20 protein-coding genes and 1 riboswitch are annotated in these 16,068 nt (G+C 63.4%); of the genes, 17 read left to right on the forward strand and 3 right to left on the reverse strand.

Features of this window, described 5'->3' with window-relative positions:
- Positions 1 to 21: 21 nt before the first annotated feature.
- Complete coding sequence (locus MMAR10_RS02930) at positions 22 to 420, forward strand: hypothetical protein (RefSeq protein ID WP_150099698.1); 399 nt, start codon at positions 22 to 24, stop codon at positions 418 to 420.
- Here MMAR10_RS02930 and MMAR10_RS02935 read toward each other — a convergent pair.
- The gene (locus tag MMAR10_RS02935; protein ID WP_011642505.1) at positions 408 to 947 is read right to left on the reverse strand and encodes a hypothetical protein; all 540 of its coding nucleotides are present in this window, start codon (positions 945 to 947) and stop codon (positions 408 to 410) included. The two genes, MMAR10_RS02930 and MMAR10_RS02935, sit on opposite strands and share 13 nt — an antisense overlap.
- Before the next feature lie 121 nt (positions 948 to 1,068).
- Positions 1,069 to 1,173, forward strand: a riboswitch (TPP riboswitch).
- Between MMAR10_RS02935 and MMAR10_RS02940 the strand changes: the two genes are divergently transcribed.
- The 6 genes from MMAR10_RS02940 (at position 1,168) to MMAR10_RS02970 (ending at position 6,930) form a co-directional block, all read left to right on the forward strand.
- Positions 1,168 to 1,533 carry an MmcQ/YjbR family DNA-binding protein gene (locus tag MMAR10_RS02940; RefSeq protein ID WP_011642506.1) on the forward strand — a complete coding sequence of 122 codons (366 nt, stop codon included), beginning with the start codon at positions 1,168 to 1,170 and terminating at the stop codon, positions 1,531 to 1,533. It overlaps the preceding riboswitch by 6 nt.
- A complete protein-coding gene (locus MMAR10_RS02945; protein ID WP_011642507.1) occupies positions 1,530 to 2,384 on the forward strand; it encodes an MBL fold metallo-hydrolase in 855 nt (284 codons plus the stop codon). Before MMAR10_RS02940 ends, MMAR10_RS02945 begins: the two co-directional genes overlap by 4 nt.
- The gene (locus tag MMAR10_RS02950) at positions 2,365 to 2,913 is read left to right on the forward strand and encodes a hypothetical protein (RefSeq protein WP_011642508.1); all 549 of its coding nucleotides are present in this window, start codon (positions 2,365 to 2,367) and stop codon (positions 2,911 to 2,913) included. Before MMAR10_RS02945 ends, MMAR10_RS02950 begins: the two co-directional genes overlap by 20 nt.
- Positions 2,910 to 4,781: a phosphomethylpyrimidine synthase ThiC gene (gene thiC / locus MMAR10_RS02955; RefSeq protein ID WP_011642509.1), complete on the forward strand. Its 1,872-nt coding sequence runs from the start codon at positions 2,910 to 2,912 to the stop codon at positions 4,779 to 4,781. The genes MMAR10_RS02950 and thiC overlap by 4 nt, the downstream gene beginning before the upstream one ends.
- Before the next feature lie 319 nt (positions 4,782 to 5,100).
- Entirely contained in the window at positions 5,101 to 6,090 is a 990-nt protein-coding gene (locus tag MMAR10_RS16860) for a hypothetical protein (RefSeq protein WP_011642510.1), read from the forward strand.
- Between the two features lie 240 nt (positions 6,091 to 6,330).
- Complete coding sequence (locus tag MMAR10_RS02970) at positions 6,331 to 6,930, forward strand: hypothetical protein (RefSeq protein ID WP_011642511.1); 600 nt, start codon at positions 6,331 to 6,333, stop codon at positions 6,928 to 6,930.
- 473 nt (positions 6,931 to 7,403) lie between these two features.
- On the opposite strand, the gene MMAR10_RS02975 is transcribed toward MMAR10_RS02970, so the two are convergent.
- A complete protein-coding gene (locus MMAR10_RS02975; protein ID WP_150099699.1) occupies positions 7,404 to 7,694 on the reverse strand; it encodes a hypothetical protein in 291 nt (96 codons plus the stop codon).
- A 208-nt stretch (positions 7,695 to 7,902) separates the two neighbouring features.
- On the opposite strand from MMAR10_RS02975, the gene MMAR10_RS02985 reads away from it, so the two are divergent.
- Positions 7,903 to 8,334: a hypothetical protein gene (locus tag MMAR10_RS02985; protein WP_011642513.1), complete on the forward strand. Its 432-nt coding sequence runs from the start codon at positions 7,903 to 7,905 to the stop codon at positions 8,332 to 8,334.
- A gap of 117 nt (positions 8,335 to 8,451) precedes the next feature.
- Here MMAR10_RS02985 and MMAR10_RS15965 read toward each other — a convergent pair whose 3' ends face one another.
- Positions 8,452 to 8,946: a helix-turn-helix domain-containing protein gene (locus tag MMAR10_RS15965; protein ID WP_011642514.1), complete on the reverse strand. Its 495-nt coding sequence runs from the start codon at positions 8,944 to 8,946 to the stop codon at positions 8,452 to 8,454.
- A 258-nt stretch (positions 8,947 to 9,204) separates the two neighbouring features.
- Here MMAR10_RS15965 and MMAR10_RS02995 point away from each other — a divergent pair, with 258 nt between their 5' ends.
- The 9 genes from MMAR10_RS02995 to MMAR10_RS03035 all read left to right on the forward strand — a co-directional run bounded on the left by MMAR10_RS02995 (position 9,205) and on the right by MMAR10_RS03035 (position 15,921).
- Positions 9,205 to 9,693, forward strand: coding sequence for a GFA family protein (locus MMAR10_RS02995; protein ID WP_011642515.1), 489 nt, complete (start codon positions 9,205 to 9,207; stop codon positions 9,691 to 9,693).
- Between the two features lie 98 nt (positions 9,694 to 9,791).
- Complete coding sequence (locus MMAR10_RS03000) at positions 9,792 to 10,382, forward strand: hypothetical protein (protein ID WP_011642516.1); 591 nt, start codon at positions 9,792 to 9,794, stop codon at positions 10,380 to 10,382.
- A 134-nt stretch (positions 10,383 to 10,516) separates the two neighbouring features.
- The gene (locus MMAR10_RS03005) at positions 10,517 to 10,981 is read left to right on the forward strand and encodes a hypothetical protein (RefSeq protein WP_011642517.1); all 465 of its coding nucleotides are present in this window, start codon (positions 10,517 to 10,519) and stop codon (positions 10,979 to 10,981) included.
- A 96-nt stretch (positions 10,982 to 11,077) separates the two neighbouring features.
- Positions 11,078 to 11,443, forward strand: coding sequence for a hypothetical protein (locus MMAR10_RS03010; protein ID WP_011642518.1), 366 nt, complete (start codon positions 11,078 to 11,080; stop codon positions 11,441 to 11,443).
- A 110-nt stretch (positions 11,444 to 11,553) separates the two neighbouring features.
- Positions 11,554 to 12,624 carry a DUF481 domain-containing protein gene (locus tag MMAR10_RS03015; protein WP_011642519.1) on the forward strand — a complete coding sequence of 357 codons (1,071 nt, stop codon included), beginning with the start codon at positions 11,554 to 11,556 and terminating at the stop codon, positions 12,622 to 12,624.
- Between the two features lie 124 nt (positions 12,625 to 12,748).
- Positions 12,749 to 13,150 (forward strand): hypothetical protein, encoded by a 402-nt coding sequence (locus tag MMAR10_RS03020; RefSeq protein ID WP_011642520.1) that lies wholly within the window; start codon positions 12,749 to 12,751, stop codon positions 13,148 to 13,150.
- Positions 13,151 to 13,241: 91 nt separating this feature from the next.
- Positions 13,242 to 13,805, forward strand: coding sequence for an RNA polymerase sigma factor (locus MMAR10_RS03025; RefSeq protein WP_011642521.1), 564 nt, complete (start codon positions 13,242 to 13,244; stop codon positions 13,803 to 13,805).
- A 25-nt stretch (positions 13,806 to 13,830) separates the two neighbouring features.
- Positions 13,831 to 14,220: a DUF6768 family protein gene (locus MMAR10_RS03030; RefSeq protein WP_011642522.1), complete on the forward strand. Its 390-nt coding sequence runs from the start codon at positions 13,831 to 13,833 to the stop codon at positions 14,218 to 14,220.
- A gap of 51 nt (positions 14,221 to 14,271) precedes the next feature.
- Positions 14,272 to 15,921, forward strand: coding sequence for a hypothetical protein (locus MMAR10_RS03035; RefSeq protein WP_041636729.1), 1,650 nt, complete (start codon positions 14,272 to 14,274; stop codon positions 15,919 to 15,921).
- Positions 15,922 to 16,068 lie beyond the last annotated feature (147 nt).

The following is a 16,068-nucleotide window of genomic DNA, read 5'->3' on the forward strand; positions in this document are numbered from 1 at the left end:
TCACGCAAGGAAGGACCGACCATGTTCGATACCGCATCCATGACCGATTTCTGGCTTCGTGTACTGGGACTCTATTTTCTGGTCGCCGGGCTTGGCGTGTTCGCCCAGGTCGACAAGCTCGCCGGACTGGCGACCGAGATTCGGGAAAATGCCCTGCTCCGATGGCTCAGCGCCATCCTGGCCTTCGCGGTCGGCGTGTTGATCCTGGCAACCCGGGACGGGTCCGGTGGAGGGCCGGCCATGATCGTGTCGATCATTGGCTGGGTCAGCCTGATCAAGGGCATCTTCCTCTTTGTCGCGCCGCCGGCCCTGTTCGGCTTCTATGACAGCCTGCTCGCCAATCGCACCGTGCTGCGGGTTTGGGGAGTGGCAATTGTCCTGGCCGGGGGCGGCCTGATCTGGCTGGGCTATTCCGGATAGTCACCGCAGCGCAGAAAGGGGCGCAACATGCGCCCGCCGGGGGTCGCACCGTCGGCGACATAGACACGCATGGACCGGTTATGGCCGCGGCGGACGGGCGAATATCGCGCGTCGAGAATGCGCAGGGCGTCTGTCCGTACCGACGGGTCGGCGCTCGACCGTGCACGTTCCAGATTGAGGGTCAGCCTGCCGGTCAGAAAGGCGCTGGTCACCCCGCCAAGCTCAATGCCGACCGTGTGTTGCCGACCACCGCCAAACTGCCAGCGGTCGGGTGTGGCGGTCAGCACGAAATAGTGGCGTTCGCCCTCGATCCGGATTTCGATCTCGCCCACATTGGTCGAGCGATTGTGGGGCGGTTCGCCGCCCGGCGCGAGGAGCAGTTCGAACCGGTTGCTGTCGGCTTGCCCGCAGGTCGAGCGGCCATCCTCGGACAGCTCGGCATAGCTGCCGGAGCGGGGGGCATCCGCGACCGCCGCATCGCTGTCCGGCGTCATCAGGCCCAACAGGAACAGCGTGAGCGATATCATGGCAAGGGTCTCCGCAGAAGCAGGGCCGGCAAGGTGACAGGTAACGCCTGAACCGGTTCTGAACAGTCCCGGGTGATCCGCTGCGCTTGCCAAATCAGCCGCTCGCGTCCAGTCTGCATGCAGGAGTTCCAAGGGGTGCCTTGCGCGGGTTTTGCGTCGGGCTGAGACATCACCCTTAGGACCGGATCCGGGTCATGCCGGCGTCGGGATGGAGCGGTCGATGGACACCGAAACCTTCAATGCCCATTGCGGTTCGCTGCCTCACACCACCCATGTGGTGCAATGGGGCGGTGCCGAGGTGTGGAAGGTCGGCGGCAAGGTCTTCGCCGTCGGCGGCTGGAACAAGGACAGCGACAGCTTCGCCGCCAGTTTCAAGTGCTCGGCCATGACCTTCGAGATGTACAAGGACGAACCCGGTGTTCGCCCCGCCCCCTATCTCGCCTCGCGCGGCATGATGTGGCTGCAACGCTTTGACGAGCGCACCCTCGATGACGCCGCCCTGCGCGACTATCTCGCCGAAAGCCACCGCATTGTCGCCGCCGGACTGACCAAGAAGCTGCAACGCGAATTGGGGTTTATCGAATGAACATCCCGCGCCTTCATCATGGGGTGGCCGCCACGCTGGCTCTCGCCCTCGCAACAGCCCCCGCAGCGCTGGCCCACCCGTCCGAGGATGACCCCGCCACGGCGCATTTCCTGGCCAATGAAGCCATCCTGGTCTCCGCCGGCGAGACCCGCATCCTGTTCGACCCCTTGTTCAGCGTCTCCTATGGCTATCCGCTGGTGGCGCCCGATGTGCGCGCCGCGATCATGGCCGGGACACCGCCCTATGACGGGGTTGATGCGGTCTTTGTCAGCCATGTCCATGGCGATCATTTCGACGCTGGTGCCGTCAATGCCTATCTCGCCGCCCACCCGGACGTGATCCTGGTCGGGCCGTGGCAGGCGCGGCTGGACATGCAGGCGGCGGACGGATGGAACGACGCCTTCGAGGCGCGCATCCAGGCGCTGCCCTTCATCGCCAGCCCGCAGGACCTCGTCCTCGCCGCCGACGGTGTCGAGGGCGCCATCCGCGTCGAGACCGTCCACATCCCCCATGCCGGCGGGCCGGGCCGGGCAGGCATCCAGAACATGGCCCACCGCGTCACGCTCAATGGCGCGGCCACCGTCATGCATCTCGGCGACGCCACGCCCGAGCCGGCCATCTATGAGACCCACAGCGACCATTTCGCGGCCCGCACCACCCAGCACGCCTTCCCGCCTTACTGGCTCCTGGGCGAGTGGGGCGGCGAGACCACGCGCCAGCGCCTGAACGCCGACGCCGCCACCGGCATCCACATCCCCATCCAGCAACCCGACTGGCTTGATGCGAGCGGCGAGGATTTCTTCACCGAAGCCGGTGAGGAGCGGGGGGTGCATGGCCATGATGATGAGTGACGCGCGGACGTCAAACGGGGCAGGCTGGACCACCGGTTCAAACGAAGTCGTCCTGCGCGAAGACCGTGTTGACCGGGTCGGACAGTTTGCGGCGCAACGAAGGCGTGATGCTCTCCGGCTGATTGTGCCGACCCTGGGTTTCGGCGCGATGGCCGTTGTCTGGGTGGCGTTTTTCGCAGCGGATATGTCAGTGATGGGCGTGTCGTGGTTGCCCGGTGTGGCGGGCTCGCTGTCTGCCGCTTGTGCCGTGGCGCTGGCCCTGACATTGGTCAAACGGCCGAACACGACCTCGCTCGTCGAGCGCTATGTTTTCACAAGCCAGCGCATCCTCGCACTGGATTCGGGCGGGTCGGTGGTCGGTCAGATCGGCGAGACTGAATTTGATACCGCGGAGCGGCTTGATGATCGCGTGGTACTGCTTTGTCCTGACGATCAAAGCGGTGAGCGCGCGTTTGTAATATCAGAAATCGATGGCCTGGATGACGTCCATGAATTCGTCACCGCCACCTACAAAGGAGTCTCCCCATGAACAAGCCCACCTCACAATCCGAATTCGAGACTCCCAAGGTCACCACCGGGCCGCTGCCGGGGTCGCGTCGGGTCTATACCTCGCCCAAGGCGGGGCCGGCGCTGAAAGTGCCGCATCGCGAGATCGACTTGCATCCCACCGCCAACGAGCCGCCGGTGCGCGTCTATGACACCTCCGGGCCCTACTCGGATCCGGCAGCGACCATCGACGTGGAGACCGGTCTGCCGCGTCACCGCCTCGCCTGGTACAAGGATCGCCAGCTGACCGAGTATGAGGGCCGCCCGCTCTCGCCGCTCGATAATGGCGGCGCCACGGGCAAGTATCTCGCCCGCGAATTCCCGGCCACGCACAAGCCGTTGAAGGGCACGGATGGCCAGCCGGTGACCCAGTATGAATTTGCCCGCGCCGGCATCATCACGCCGGAAATGGTCTATGTCGCCGAGCGCGAGAACCTGGGTCGCAAGACGGCGGTCGAGGGTGCCGCCGAACGCCTCGCCGATGGCGAGAGCTTTGGCGCCGAGATTCCGGAACATGTCACGCCGGAATTCGTCCGTGACGAGATCGCCCGCGGCCGCGCCATCATCCCGGCCAATATCAACCACCCGGAACTCGAGCCGATGATCATCGGCCGTAATTTCCTGACCAAGATCAACGCCAATATCGGCAATAGCGCCGTCGCCTCCTCGGTCGAGGAAGAGGTCGACAAGATGGTCTGGTCGATCCGCTGGGGCGGCGACACGGTGATGGACCTGTCGACCGGCAAGAATATCCACAACACCCGCGAATGGATCCTGCGCAATTCCCCCGTCCCGATCGGCACCGTGCCGATCTACCAGGCTCTGGAGAAGGTCAACGGCATTGCCGAGGACCTGACCTGGGAGGTGTTCCGCGACACGCTGATCGAGCAGGCCGAGCAGGGCGTCGACTATTTCACCATCCATGCCGGCGTGCGGCTGGCCTATGTGCCGCTCACCGCCGACCGGGTCACCGGCATCGTCTCGCGCGGCGGGTCGATCATGGCGAAATGGTGCCTGGCCCATCACACCGAGAGCTTCCTCTACACCCATTTCGAGGAGATCTGCGACATCATGCGGGCCTATGATGTCTCCTTCTCGCTGGGCGACGGGCTGCGCCCCGGCTCCATCGCCGACGCCAATGATCGCGCGCAATTTGCCGAGCTGGAGACGCTGGGCGAGCTCACAAAGATCGCCTGGGCCAAGGGCTGCCAGGTGATGATCGAGGGGCCGGGCCATGTCGCCATGCACAAGATCAAGGCCAATATGGACAAGCAGTTGAAGGAGTGCCACGAGGCGCCCTTCTATACGCTGGGGCCGCTCACCACCGATATCGCGCCCGGCTATGACCACATCACCAGCGGTATCGGCGCCGCCATGATCGGCTGGTTCGGCTGTGCCATGCTCTGCTATGTCACGCCCAAGGAACATCTGGGCCTGCCCGACCGCGATGACGTCAAGGTCGGCGTGATTACCTATAAAATCGCCGCCCACGCCGGCGACCTCGCCAAGGGCCACCCCGCCGCCAAGATCCGCGACGACGCCCTGTCACGGGCCAGGTTCGAATTCCGCTGGGAAGACCAGTTCAACCTCGCGCTTGATCCTGAAACCGCCCGCGATTTCCACGACAAGACCCTCCCCAAGGAAGCCCACAAGGTCGCCCATTTCTGCTCCATGTGCGGGCCGAAGTTTTGCTCGATGGAGATTACGCGGGAGATCCGGGACCGGTTTGGGAGTGCGCGGGCGCCGAATGCTGTGGATGCCGGGATGGCGGAGAAGGCGGCGGAGTTCCGCGAGAAGGGTGGGGAGATTTATCTCTCGGAAGACGGCAAGGTCCGCGAACCAATAGACTAGGCTGAAGAGGGACATGTACCTTTGGTACGTGTCCCATCCAGAAGCTGTTTTCTTGTCCCTTCCAGTATCGAGCTATCTTCCCGGGACACGTACCAGAGGTCCATGTCCCTCTGCGTGGGCGCCGAATGCTGTGGAGGCCGAAGAGGGCATGCAGGCCAAGGCCGAGGAGTTCAAGGCGTTGGGGAGCGAGATATATTTGAGTGAGGATGGCAAGGTGAGGGAGGGGATTGATTAGGTGCGCGAAGAGCGTTTATCAACTCTTTGTTTTTTTGTGCCGATCTACTATTATAGGTCGTTATTAATCTGAGTGGGCGGTCTTATGGGTGATGTAAACAAAAAGTCGTGTTTTGTAATTTCTCCTATTGGAGACGATGGCACCGAAACACGCAAGCGATCGGATCAGGTTCTGAAGCACATAATCGAGCCTGCAGCCAAAGACTGCGGTTACGAAGCAATACGAGCGGATAAGATTGATAAGCCTGGCTTAATCACAAGTCAGGTCATTGGGCATATTCTCAATGATGATTTGGTTATAGCCGACCTCACAGAGCGCAACCCCAACGTATTCTATGAACTTGCCCTGCGGCACGCCATCAATAAGCCTCTTGTTCAGATTATTCAAAAGGGTGACCAAATTCCTTTTGACGTCGCGAATCTGCGGACGATTTACATCGATCACACCGATCTAGATAGTGCAGCTCAAGGACGTGAAGAAATAGTTCAGCAAATCAGAGCGCTTCAAGAGAATCCGGAAGACGTCGAGACTCCGATAGGAGTTACTTTGGATTTACAGGCTCTTCGGCAGAGCGAGAATCCCGGCGATCGGGAGGTAGCTGAATTAATTGAAGATATAGCAGAAATTAAAGCGTCTCTCTCAGCTTTGAAGAGTTCTTCCGACGGTTCTCAGCTAACAGCAGTTCAAAATCGGCTGGAACATTTGATCTACGAGCTCGATGCCTCCGCCCCAGTCGGGCGCCGCGGTGGATTGCAAAATCGAAACCTTCGCAAAACGCTCGACTTCGTTCGACATGGGGGAGGTAGAGATGGGTCGAACATTTCTTTGGCAATTCTGGCCTCTGTATTCCGCCGTTCTCACCCTTGGCTATATGAGGTCGGGATGGAGGCTTATCGGCAATCGACCTATGGGCCAAAAACAAAGCGGGATAAGGCGCTTCACGAATTTCGTAGTGCCCTTCACGTCACTTTGGATCTTGGTCCATTCAATGGCGACAAACTCGAGCGAGAGTCTCTATATCTGGTGGAAGAAGCGTTTCGAAATTTGGAATTTATTGAACACGAACTGCGATAAGATGACCTAACGGGGGGTGGGACATACACCAATTATCGAAAAGCGAACACGCCCCCCCCAACACCCCATAAACCCCATGCCGAGACCCCGCCGTATTGAAGTCCCGCGGTCAAGGGCGGCGGAGCCGCCGCTTTGCGGTTGTCACCCTTGACCGCGGGACTTCAATACGGCCCCTTGCTGGCAAGGGTTTTATGGCTCGGTCCGCGCTGGGGGCGCGTCGGCTGACAAGGTGGGGACTTGATGGCGACCAAGGAAGACATTCTCGAACAGGTCGTTGAGGAATACCTCATCCACCAGGGCTATTTCGTCCAGCACAATGTGAAATTCCTGCCACGGCGGGATCATCCGGATTTCGTGTCCAATCAGGACAGCAATCACTCTGATATTGATGTGCTGGGCTTTCATCCGGCCAAGACCGGCCCGGAACAGGTCGTTGCGGTCAGTTGCAAGAGCTGGCAGCAGGGCTTCAGCCCGGCCAGCGAGATCGCCGCCATTGAGGGCGACAAGACCCTGCGCGGACGAAAGGCGTGGAAGGCGTTCCGGGAACTGACCGAGCCGAAATGGTCGGAAGCGTTCATCGCCGCGGTCGAGGAAAAGACGGGGCGCCGCGAGTTCACCTACGTCACCGCCATCGCCAAGCTGAGAGGCCCTGCCGAGCCGTGGGAGACCCATCCGGGCTTCCGTGCCGCGCTCGGTGGCAATCCGATCCGCATCCTCACCTTCCAGCAAATGATCCGCGACCTCGCGCCGGACATGTCGACGACGCTGGCAGCGACGGAAGTCGGGCGTTTGCTGCAGATGTTCGCAGCGTCGGGTTTCAACCTCGATCAAACCCGCTGAAGCGCCGCCTTGCCGGCCCAGGCACCGCCTCTCCCCGACCGGGGAGAGGATTCAAGGTGAGGGGCGGCCGCGGAGCGGCCCGGAAAGGTTATGTCTGGCGCGGCTGTCGCCGCGTGCCCCTCATCCGCCCTTCGGGCACCTTCTCCCCGGTCGGGGAGAAGGCGGGGGCCTCGCTTTTTTTAAGCTGAAACGTCCTCTCTCCTCCGTCATCCCCCGGATGCCCGCGACGCGGTCACCGTGGGATGACGGTGTGATTTATGGGGTTTCCAACGCCTTGCCGGCACAGAAAGAGACGCGTCTTTCCCTCTCCCTCGGGAGAGGGTGGCCGGAGGCCGGGTGAGGGGTGACTTCCGGTGCCAGGGCGCTGATCCCCCTCATCGCCCTTCGGGCACGCTCCCCCCGGTCGGGGAGAAGCGGGTCCGGCATGTCACCATCCTCGTATTGCCGGCATGCAGGGTCGGCAATGACGAATCCTACCGAGAAATATCGGCGTCGCTGCAGCGGGTGCCGTGGCCGGTGCGGTCCATGGCGTAGTCGATATCGGTGCAGCGACTGCCATGGAGATTGCGATCGCTCTGGGGCGCGGCGCCGCGGCCATAGCCCGGCCGGTCTTCGGTCTCGGCCGTATCCAGGTCGTTGACGCCGGTCTGGCTGGTCCGCCGGCCGCCACGGCCCTGGCCGTCCGGGTCGGAGTGGGGGCTGGTATCGAGATCGGTCACCGGTGCCTGCGCTGCGCCACCGGTCAGCACGCCGACGGCGCTCATTGCGACCGCGCCCGTCACAACCGACAGAAACGATCGTCGGCTCAGCTTGCCTTTTTTGGCCATGTTCGGACCCTCCCAGCTCCGGATGTCAGTATCCGCTCAGGACGGTAGGCGGCGCTCGATGACCGGTCAAATCCTATCATCACGGCATCGCAATCTTAACGCGCTCACGCTAGTGGTGCGTCAGTGAAGTGGGAGGAATGGGTGCATGATGACGTCAATCAAGAGCGTGCGGACGGGGGCTCTCGCCCTTTTTATGTCACTGGGTGCCGGTGGCGCAGCCCTCGCGGAAGGCTCGCCGGCCGGACAAGCCTTTTTCTGGGAGCTGGTCGACACATCGGCCACCATCGGCCAGCACTATACGTTCGAGCCGGATGGATCGGTGACGCAGCAGACCACCTATATCTTCAATGACGGGCGGCCTGAACAGGATGTCGGTCCATCCTATGTGGCTGGCTGGTCGCAGGATGGCGATGGCGGTGTGACGGTCGAGTGGGCGGACGAACCCAGCCAGCATTGCGTGGCCTGGCCGGCCTATACACAAGGCCCGGTCGATGCCGTGCCGGACGGGGATTGCTGGCTCTCGGAACAGATCCGCAATCTGATCCGCGAAGGTGCGGTCGGCGGTTATGACGGCTGACGGCGTCGGCGGGTCCGACGGCTATGGCGATTCCCAGGACTGGAAGCGGGTCGGCGAGGTGTCTTTCCACCTGCCAGCGGGTTATTGAGCCGCTGAACGGGGATCCCCGCCAGCCGATCAATCGGTCGGGTCGTGCCCGTCTGTGTCGGATCCGGCCTTCTTTTCCTCCGCACCGCCCAGCGCCACAAAGGCGAGCGTGGCGATAAGACCACCGCCCAGGAGCGCGATGAAGGGCAACAGCTCCGGGTCCCAGCCGGCGAATGTCTGCATCAGGGCAAGCCAGGTCATGACCGCCACATACACGGCGGCGCCGAGCAGGACCCGCTTCCATTCGTGGGTGATGAGCGGTTGGGCGGCCGGTGCGGTGGCGTCGGCGGTCGGAATGGGTGTCGTGTCGTTGGCGGCCATGTCGGCAGTCTCCTCTGGCGTTTCAATCAGATCACGCAATTGCGCCGAAGAGAGATCGAAGCTGGCGGCCAGCGCCCGCACGGTTTCCAGGCTGGGTGTCTCGCCACGTTCGGCGCGCTGGATCGTGCGGTCACTCAATCCACTGATCGTGGCGAGTTGTTCCTGTGACCAGCCCTTCTCGAGGCGCAGCGATTTCAGTCCCATCAGGTAGCTCTCTTGTCTCGGCCAAGCCCGTGAAGGCCTGATTGCAGGGCGGTTTCTAGCCGCCGGACGCCCTGTCGCCCACGACACGCAGGCGACAGGAAGGTGACAAGTGCAGCCGGTTTGCGCAATGCCACTGTCATGACCCCATCGCCGGACCCGGTCGCCGGACCCGGCCATCCGGACTCGGCCATCCGGACTTGGCTGGACAGCGGTTCGGCAGAGCCGCACAGTCGGCCCGGCACAACCGAGGACAGCCCCATGACCAACGAGACGGGCCACACTGGCTCCTGCTTTTGCGGCGCGGTTCAGTATCGCCTGCGGCGGGATCCGATGTTCGTGCATGCCTGCCATTGCCGCGATTGTCGCAAGCAGACCGGCGGTCCCTATGCCATCAACGCGCTGATCGAACGGTCCGAGGTCGAGCTGGTTGCCGGTGAACCGGTGCGGCATACGCAGCAGACCGGCAGCGGCAAGCCGCATGATATCTGGCGCTGCGGCTCATGCGGAAATGCCGTGTGGAGCGATTATGGACGCCGCGAGGTGATGGTCTTCATCCGCGTTGCCACGTTGGACGAGCCGGAGCGCTGCCCGCCGGACATGCACATCTTCACGCGTTCGGCCCTGCCATTTACGCCCATCCCCGACGAGGCGGGGCAATGCCGGGTCTTTTACGACATGACGGACGAATGGCCGGATGCAGCGCTGGCACGATTTGACCGGCTGGGCACGAGGCGGCTGGGCGCCTAGTGCCAGGGAAGGCGGCGCCGTGCCGCTGCGCAACCGGCTTTCCGCCTCCCGGACCAGCTCGCTAGTGTGCTGTCGAAACCGGACGGGGAGAACGGTCCATGATCATCCAGGCGACATCGGGTCAGGCGGAGTTTCCGCGCCTTGGCGAGCGGGCCCTGTGGCTGGCTGGCCTGGCGCTCTATATCGTCGGCCAGGTCCTGCTGCGGCAGGGCCAGGACTTTGTCGAGGCACAGCGTCCGATCGACTTTGCCCACTGGTCGCTGCTGGTCGGCGGGGTGATGATGCTGCCGCTGGCCGGGCGTCTGCCCTGGCGCAATATCCACTGGCTGACCATTCCGCTCCTCTATGCCGGCATCACCGCGCTGATCGGCATGTGCGTGCTCGATTTCGTGTTCTGGGCCCTACCCAATGGCGAGATGGAGAATACCGTCGCCCGCCAGCTGATCGGCACGCCGGCGGTGTGGTCGCCCTTCATCACTTTCGGGCCCAACTACATCTTCGTCACCGCCGTGGTGCTGCCCTGCCTGTCCTACCTGTCGGTGTCCCGCATCGGCGCGTTGCTGGTGGTGATCGGCTCGATGGTCATGCTGTTCGGCACGCAATGGTACAATGTGGCCGGCTGGGTCTTGATCCTGATCGGCTATGCCATGTGTTTCGACTGGTTGCGGCGTGGTCGCCTGACGGACTGAGCCGGATTGGCTTGACCGGTCGCGATTGATCGAATTTTACCGACCTTCGCACCGGTATCTTAAAACCTGCCGCTTATTCAGGCCCTTGAAAGAGCGCTCCCGACGGGGCGCCTGGAAAATCGGGGACTGATCACATGATGCGCACCGGATTGATGACGGCAATGACACTCGCCCTGGGCCTGACGGGCGGCGCGGCGGCGGCCATGGAAAGCGACGGGCCGGGCGGCCAGGTGTTCGAAGCCACCGGCACGGAGTCCAACCGTGATTTTTCCGGACAGACCGCAACCATCCGCTTTGGCCAGGGCGACGGCGAGGGTATCGACATCACGGTCACCGGCCTGGTCTATCCGACCGGCGCTGAAGCGCCGTCGGATGGCTGGTACAACGCCAACTCCAACGGGTCCTATTCGGTCTTTGTCGACCGGTTCAACGAGGACCCGGACGAAATGTCGGGCGAGGATGCCGCCTATTGCCATGAATGGCCCGACTACCCGATTGGCGAGAATATCGAGAACGGAAGCTCCGAGTATGACCGCTGGGATTGCTGGCTTGGCGACTCGGGGCAGCTGGAAGACTGGGACATTGTCCGCGTCGAATAGCGCTTGGCTGGCCGACGTCCGGGCGGCCGCAGGAAACACGACAGGAGAGCCCACAGGCCGGCACGGCCGGGGCTTGTGGCAACGGGGATGGTTGAGATGAAACATTCAGGAATGGTCCTGGTGGCGACGGCAGCGCTTGTGCTGTCGCAGGGCGTGGCAGTCGCGCAGTCGCATGATGGTGGCAGTCATTACCTGCCGGACTTGCCCGACCTGTCGGACCTGCGCTCGGACTCGCGGCGGTCCGTATCTTCGGTCAATCAGCCTGGCAACAAGGACGAGGCCGCGCTGGCTGGCGGTCCGGATGTAAGCGCTGCCGGAAACCGCCAGTCGGAAACCGGGTCTGCCGAAACCGCTGCGGACCGCAAATCCGGCGCCCAGCCTGACCTCGTGATGACCGGTGGCGGGAAGGGTTCGGGGAGTGTCCCCTACCATTTCCATAGCGGCGGGTCCGGATATCGCTAGCTGGCTGGCGACGGACGGATGACGCCCCAACCCACGAATTGTTAAGACCGATTGCCTAGGCCGGTGATTGAACTTGAGCGGTCACCGGGCCGCGGCTGATCGGGATTGATATGATGGGATTTCGCGCACGGGCCATCCTGGCCGCTTCGTTCGTGGCGCTGGTTGCTTTTCCGGCCACTGCGAAGGCTGACCTGCCGCAAGCCTATACCGCCTTGCTGGCCGAAGCGGCGGATCGCCAGAGTGATGATGCCCGCTTTCTCGAGACGGCCGACATGGTCTCCGTCCTTGTCGAGGGCGGTCGGGCGGCGGTTCACGCCTATATCCGTGCCGAACTCCCAAGCCGTGAAGGGGCGGTCGCGGACTGGCCATTGCCGGACCCGGCTCCGGCTGCAGCCTCTGACGCCGCAGAGCTCGCCGACCATCCAGCAGCTCCGGCCGCGGAACACCGCGATCTGGGCGGTGCGCCGGTCGTGCTCGGCGAAGCGCCGGATGGATCGGGAAGCTGGCTCGCCGGCTCGATCCGTCAACTCGCTGACGACAGCTGGGCCGGCCATGTCCGTGCCGGCATCCAGCTCGAGCGGGGCAATTCCGAGCTGACCGATTTCTCCTTTGCCATCGAGCTTGATCGCGAGCTGGAAGACGGCTGGCGGATCGACAGCCAGTTCGAATACTTCCTGTCGGAAAGCGCGACCCACACTACCCGGGACAACTGGCTGGTCGAGTTGCGGACAACACGCGAGCTCGACAGCGGGATCGGTTATTATGCCGGCGGGTCCTATGAGCGTGACCTGATCGGGATCTATGCCCAATCGGCCTTTCTTACCGGCGGCGGAATCTGGCACGCGGTCGAGACGCCGAAAGCGAACTGGGTGCTGCGTGCCGGTGTGGGTCAGCGCTACCGTGAAGCCGGGCTCACTGGCGAGACCCTTACCGACTGGGTCGGCGAGGCCGGGTCGAGCTTCCACTACACGATTTCGGACACCGCCAATTTCGGCTCGGAGACCACGGCATTCGTGGGCGGCGGGTCGCGGGTCGACCAACGGTTCACCCTGACCAATCGCCTGTTCGGCGACTGGGCAGTCCAGACCGGCCTGCGCATCGAGCACGAGTTTGAAGACCGGGCCGGCTTTGACCCGACCGATGTCCGCCTCGACGTGTCGCTCCTCTATTCCTTCGACTGATCGCCGACACCCGCCTGCCTGGCAGGCCCGCACCCAGCCCGGTTGCACCGCCCGGGGGTGAAACCGCCCGTTAAGGCCTGATCGGCGATAATTGGCCCTTGATACCCATTGAGGAGGTGTCGCCATGGGCAAGATCGTGACTTCCAGCTATCGCCGCGTATCCGATCATTTCGAGCCTGACCTGGTCGAGGACCCCGCCGAACAGAAAAAACGGCGCGGCCATCTCGAACAGATCGACTACACGGTTTTTGCTGCCAATCAGGCGGTGATCGCCAAAACCATCCATCATGTCGGTATCGAGGACTTCCAGAACCTCGCCCTGTCATCCTCCAAGGCGCGCTCTGCCTGGGTGGATGCCGCCATGTCGGCGGCGCGTTCGCGCTCGCCCATGTCGGCCGAGGAGGTCGCCCGCCTGCAATTGCTGCGGTCGGCCTATGAAGAATTGTCGGAAGCCTATGAAGCCATGCGGCGCATGGTCGAGCGTGGCTATCTGCAATTCCACAAGAGCCTGCCGAACAAGGGCTGAGTTCGGATCCCGACGGATTGAACCCTTTTGTCCTGACGTCACACCTCTATCCTGAAAGCGGGTTCTTCGGCCTGCTACCGGAAAGGTGATCATGGCCTCGCGTGACAAGAAACGCGTCCTGTCCGAATACCTGATCGTTTCGGCCCATGCCGGCGACCGGGTGGCGCTGGACCGTCTGTGCCGCCTCTGGCACGCGGACCTGTCGCGCCATGCCGGCCGGCTGATCGGAGAGGCCGACACGGCACGCGACATCATGCAGGAGGCCTGGTGCGACATCCTGCGCGGCCTCGGTTCGCTGCGCGAGCCGGCCGCCTTTCCCGCCTGGGCCTATCGCATCGTTGCCCGCAAATGCGCCGCCGAAATCCGGGGCCGGCAGTCCACACGCCGGACCGCCGATGCCTTTGGTGCGGAAATGAGCGGCGCCTCCGTCGACGGTCTTCAGGCCGCCGAGACGGCAGCCGATGCGGGCGCCATCCGCCTGGCCATGGCCGGCCTGCCGGCTGATCAGCGACTGGCGCTGGCCCTCTATCACCAGGACGGGCTCTCGGTCGCCGAGATCGCCGTCATCACCGAAACACCGGCGGGCACCGTCAAGACCCGCCTCATGCACGCCCGGCGCAAGCTCGCTGCCGTGCTCAACCCGACCCAAGACTGACCCTGATCTTGAAAAGGAGATCGTTATGACCACCAAGACCGAAGACCTCGACCGGCTCATCCTGGAAGCCCTCGACGCGGATGATCGCGCTGTTCTTGGCGACCTCGCCGAGGAACCCGGCTATTTCGCCCAGGCCTTCGGCCTGTTCCGCGGCAAGCTGGCCTGGGTGATGTGGATTGCCTATGTCGTCAATATCATCGGCGCCGGCCTGGCCATCTGGGCGGCCTGGAAAATGTTCCAGACCACAGATCCCGTCATGACCATCCGCTGGGGCGTCGGTGTTGTCGTGGCCGTCAATGTCGGCCTCTTCATGAAGGGCGGGCTGGGCCTGCAAATGCAGAACAACCGCATCCTGCGCGAACTTAAGCGCGTCGAACTCCAGCTGGCCCGTGGCCAGGCGCGGGAGAGCGTGTAGTCTTTCAACCTGATTTGCAAAGGTTGTGAGGATGGCATGTCGATAAGGTTGATGACAGCGGGGCTGGCCGCGGCGGTGTTGCTTTCCGGGAGTGCCCTGGCGCAATCCGCCGGGGAGGCTGCGAACGCGCTGCGTGAGCGCCTCCTGCCGGTCGAGCCCTCGGTGGATGGCGAGCCGCTCGACGCGGTGCTCGAGCGAGTTTTGACCGACCTCGCCACACTTCCCGACCCGCCCGACCGCCGGCCCCTGATTGAAAGCCTCGACACTGAGCTCCGCGACGCGGTCGATGCGGCCCTGGCCGAGGGGCGGAGCGAAGACGCGCTGTTCGGGATGGAGAGTTATCTGCCGCACTTGCTGCCGTTGATCGATGCAGCCGCGCAGCAGAGCTGGATCGACCGCTATATCGCCACATCTGGCGCGGCCTTTGAAGCCCACCCCGATTGGCTGGGTGAGAGCGGGGCAGCGCGTTTCCATCGCGAGCTCGTTGCTGCCGACCAGCATGACGCCGCCGAACGTGTGGCGGACGCCCATATCGCCCAGCTCGATGCGGCCCTGATCCGGTTGGAGGACGTCGAGCTGCCATGGGCGCTGGCAGAGGCACGCCTTCAGGCGCGGGATATGGGCCGCCTCGATGCCGAACGCGGCTATCGCGATCAGGCCGCGGCGTGGTTGCTCGATCATCCGAATTCACGGCCTGGAGATACCCTGCTGGACTGGTCCGTCGCCTGGGGGCCGGAAGAGCGTGCCCTGGCTCACCGCTTCATGGAGATCTTGCCGGAGGATCGTCTGAACGACGCGATCTTTCTGCCCTTTCGCGATGAGCGCCGCATCCTGTCGCTTCGTCTCGATATCGCTGAAGGGCGTGCAACACCTGGCGAGGCCATCGAGGCGGTCTGGCAGCGGCCCTGGTCCGAGCGGCGGCGCGGCATCGACGATGCGGCTGATCTGCTCGACGCCGTCATTCGCGATCTGGATGGTGCCGGGGAGCGCGACGCCGCGATATCCCTGCTGAACACTTATCAGACGATGATGCTGGACAGTTTCGGCGTTCGTCTCGCGGTGTTGTGGAGCGAGTTGGGGGACTGCACCCGCACGCGCGCTGCCGTGCAGCTGACCGTCCATGCCGATGCACCGCCGCGAGGGGCCGCGCTGCGTCTCGATCGCGGTGACGACCGGGCGGAAAGGGATCAATGGGACAATGTCATTGGCCACGGCTTGGCGGACACGCAGATTGCGCGTCATCAGGAGGGCGGCTGGCGACCCCGCATGGGGGCAGCGCTGCTTGCCTGCGAGGGCACGGGCTATGCCAATCTCGCTGTCGAAATCCAGACGCGCGACGACGAAATCGACGGATTTGATCGCTGGGAAAACGCGGACCATTGGCTTGCGCTGTGGGCGACCCTTCGCGACGCCGATGATCGGCGGGCGCTGGAAGCGGCCTTGTGGCGTCGGCTCACCCGATCGGAGAATGAGTGGGAAGAGGGCATCGTGCCGGCTTTGCTGGTGATGGATACCGGGCGCCGGCACGAGATGCGGGACCGGCTGCAGCTGATGGCCTTGATGGTCCGGGGAATGCCGGAGGCAGACCAGGCCAACTGGGCGCCGATCTACCGGGCGCTGGTCTGGAATCAGGCCGTCGAACTGGGCGCAGATGACCGCTTTGCCACCCTGTTGGTGCTCGCCGCCACAATGCCCGACTAACCCACTCCCCCATTCACGAATGACAGCCATTCGCATCACAGCGGCGTGAAGGGGTTACAATCGGCGGATCGGCTCCCCAAATAGGTCTCGGACGAGGCGCTGGGGACGTGCAAATGCCGCATGTCGGTTGGCGCCTCGATGGGATAG

The organism is Maricaulis maris MCS10, assembly GCF_000014745.1.
Classification (GTDB): domain Bacteria; phylum Pseudomonadota; class Alphaproteobacteria; order Caulobacterales; family Maricaulaceae; genus Maricaulis; species Maricaulis maris_A.